Genomic DNA, 3,111 nt, shown 5'->3' on the forward strand with positions numbered 1-3,111 from the left:
AGCTCGTCGATGCGCTGACCGCCCGCTCGGAGACCGTCGTGCCGCCACGTCGGCCGTCGACGCGATGGTCGAGGTGATCGTGGACGCCGTCGGGCGTGGTGAGACCGTCACCCTGACCGGGTTCGGGGTCTTCGAGCCGCGACGACGTGCACCGCGCACCGCCCGCAACCCGCGGACCGGGGAGACGGTGCCCGTCGGGGAGACCGTGGTGCCGTCGTTCCGGCCCGGCGCCGCCTTCAAGGAACGGGTGGCCGCCAGCGAGGCCGCCGCCGCGAACGCGACCAGCGCCCCCGCCGTACCGAGCGGGCCGCGACGGGCAACGGTCGCACCACCGCGACCCGCAAGACGATCCCGCCGGAGACCGCGGGCGCTCCGGCCGCCGCGGCGGCACCGGCGAAGAAGGCGGCTGCCCCGAAGAAGGCGGCCGCGTCGGCGAAGAAGCCGGCCCGGCGGAAGGCCGCTGCGGAGAAGTAGCCGCGCCACCGTACTGCCCCCGGTCGGCGCCGCCCCGCGCTGCGCCACGGTGTTCCGCGCTGCCCGCGTCGCGCCGCCCGGCGCTGCCTGCGGGCGCGTCGATCAGTACATGAGTGCTGTTCGAGCGGGTGCGGACAGCACTCATGTACTGATCGACGGGGATCGCGGCATCGGTGACGCAGCCGGTGCGGTCGGGGTCAGTAGGGCGCGAGGCGGGTCCGTCGGGCGAGCAGGGCGCGGACCGTCCCGACGGTGCGACCGGCGTTGCGGGTGAGGCCGTCGGCGGTGATCCGGAGGGTCTGCCATCCCAGCGCCGCGGTGCGGGTGTCGCGGATGCGGTCGAGCGGGTCGTCGTGGTGGGCGCCGTCGTACTCGATCGCGAGCAGGGCGTCGGGTAGGCGAGGTCGAACCGCAACCAGGGGCGGCTCCGGCCGTCGTACAGCGGGAACCGGACCTGGGGGACGGGGGGCCCGGAGAGCACGAGCAACAGCCGTAGCCGGGTCTCGGGCGGGGACTCCGCGCGCGGGTCGGCGAGCGCGACGACCCTGTCCAGCCGGGCCGAGCCCCGCACGTGCGGGTGGAGCGACCGCCGGACCAGCAGGTCGGCGGGGTCGAAGCCGGGCACGGCGCCGTCATCCGGGACAGCGTCCGTTGCTCGGGGGCCGGTGTGCCCCGCACCGCGACGAACACCGGCCGGTCCCGTCTCCGGGCGGCGAGCGCGTCGAGGGGCCCGGCGTGGATCGATGCGGCCCGGGCCCGGAGCAGCGGCGTCACGGGGACCACGGCGGAGACGTACACGTCGGGGAACAGGCGCACGAACCGTGGCCCGCGCAGCCGCCCCGGCGTGACGGTCCCACGCGCGACGGCCTCCGACCCCCGGAACGGCTCCTCCACCCGCGCACCCTGCACCCCGGCCCACGCCCGGCGGGCCGGAACCGGTGCGCCCGTTCGCGATCGCACACGCCGTCGCCGGGAGCGGGCTTCCGGGACCCGGTCGATCAGTGCACCAGTGCTGCCCGCCCGGGGTCGGACAGCACTCGGGTACTGATCGACGAGCGGCCCGGACCCGGGGCCGGCCGGGTCCGGGACGGCGCGGCGGCCCCCGGGTCCGGGCCGCTCGTCGATCAGTACCCGAGTGCTGTCCGACCCCGGGCGGGCAGCACTGGTGCACTGATCGACCGGGTCCCGGAAGCCCGCTCCCGGCGACGGCGTGTGCGATCGCGAACGGGCGCACCGGTTCCGGCCCGCCGGGCGTGGGCCGGGGTGCAGGGTGCGCGGGTGGAGGAGCCGTTCCGGGGGTCGGAGGCCGTCGCGCGTGGGACCGTCACGCCGGGGCGGCTGCGCGGGCCACGGTTCGTGCGCCTGTTCCCCGACGTGTACGTCTCCGCCGTGGTCCCCGTGACGCCGCTGCTCCGGGCCCGGGCCGCATCGATCCACGCCGGGCCCCTCGACGCGCTCGCCGCCCGGAGACGGGACCGGCCGGTGTTCGTCGCGGTGCGGGGCACACCGGCCCCCGAGCAACGGACGCTGTCCCGGATGACGGCGCCGTGCCCCGGCTTCGACCCCGCCGACCTGCTGGTCCGGCGGTCGCTCCACCCGCACGTGCGGGGCTCGGCCCGGCTGGACAGGGTCGTCGCGCTCGCCGACCCGCGCGCGGAGTCCCCGCCCGAGACCCGGCTACGGCTGTTGCTCGTGCTCTCCGGGCCCCCCGTCCCCCAGGTCCGGTTCCCGCTGTACGACGGCCGGAGCCGCCCCTGGTTGCGGTTCGACCTCGCCTACCCCGACGCCCTGCTCGCGATCGAGTACGACGGCGCCCACCACGACGACCCGCTCGACCGCATCCGCGACACCCGCACCGCGGCGCTGGGATGGCAGACCCTCCGGATCACCGCCGACGGCCTCACCCGCAACGCCGGTCGCACCGTCGGGACGGTCCGCGCCCTGCTCGCCCGACGGACCCGCCTCGCGCCCTACTGACCCCGACCGCACCCGGCTGCGTCACCGATGCCGCGATCCCCGTCGATCAGTACATGAGTGCTGTCCGCACCCGCTCGAACAGCACTCATGTACTGATCGACGCGCCCGCAGGCAGCGCCGGGCGGCGCGACGCGGGCAGCGCGGAACACCGTGGCGCAGCGCGGGGCGGCGCCGACCGGGGGCAGTACGGTGGCGCGGCTACTTCTCCGCAGCGGCCTTCCGCCGGGCCGGCTTCTTCGCCGACGCGGCCGCCTTCTTCGGGCAGCCGCCTTCTTCGCCGGTGCCGCCGCGGCGGCCGGAGCGCCCCGGTCTCCGGCGGGATCGTCTTGCGGGTCGCGGTGGTGCGACCGTTGCCCGTCGCGGCCCGCTCGGTACGGCGGGGGCGCTGGTCGCGTTCGCGGCGGCGGCCTCGCTGGCGGCCACCCGTTCCTTGAAGGCGGCGCCGGGCCGGAACGACGGCACCACGGTCTCCCCGACGGGCACCGTCTCCCCGGTCCGCGGGTTGCGGGCGGTGCGCGGTGCACGTCGTCGCGGCTCGAAGACCCCGAACCCGGTCAGGGTGACGGTCTCACCACGCCCGACGGCGTCCACGATCACTCTCGACCATCGCGTCGACGGCCGACGTGGCGGCACGACGGTCTCCGAGCCGGGCGGTCAGCG

At 76.7% G+C, this 3,111-nt stretch carries 3 protein-coding genes; 2 read left to right on the top strand and 1 reads right to left on the bottom strand.

The genetic code is table 11. The annotated features are described in order from the left end of the window. The first annotated feature begins 64 nt into the window (after nucleotides 1-64). Both KPL57_RS73460 and KPL57_RS60985 read left to right on the top strand, forming a co-directional pair. Nucleotides 65-748 carry an HU family DNA-binding protein gene (locus KPL57_RS73460; protein ID WP_226358963.1) on the top strand — a complete coding sequence of 228 codons (684 nt, stop codon included), beginning with the start codon at nucleotides 65-67 and terminating at the stop codon, nucleotides 746-748. Between the two features lie 1,004 nt (nucleotides 749-1,752). After that, nucleotides 1,753-2,451, top strand: coding sequence for an endonuclease domain-containing protein (locus KPL57_RS60985; protein WP_226350228.1), 699 nt, complete (start codon nucleotides 1,753-1,755; stop codon nucleotides 2,449-2,451). 198 nt (nucleotides 2,452-2,649) lie between these two features. On the opposite strand, the gene KPL57_RS71310 is transcribed toward KPL57_RS60985, so the two are convergent. Then, nucleotides 2,650-3,042 (bottom strand): HU family DNA-binding protein, encoded by a 393-nt coding sequence (locus KPL57_RS71310; RefSeq protein WP_308253320.1) that lies wholly within the window; start codon nucleotides 3,040-3,042, stop codon nucleotides 2,650-2,652. Nucleotides 3,043-3,111 lie beyond the last annotated feature (69 nt).

It is taken from the genome of Pseudonocardia sp. ICBG601, assembly GCF_020496245.1.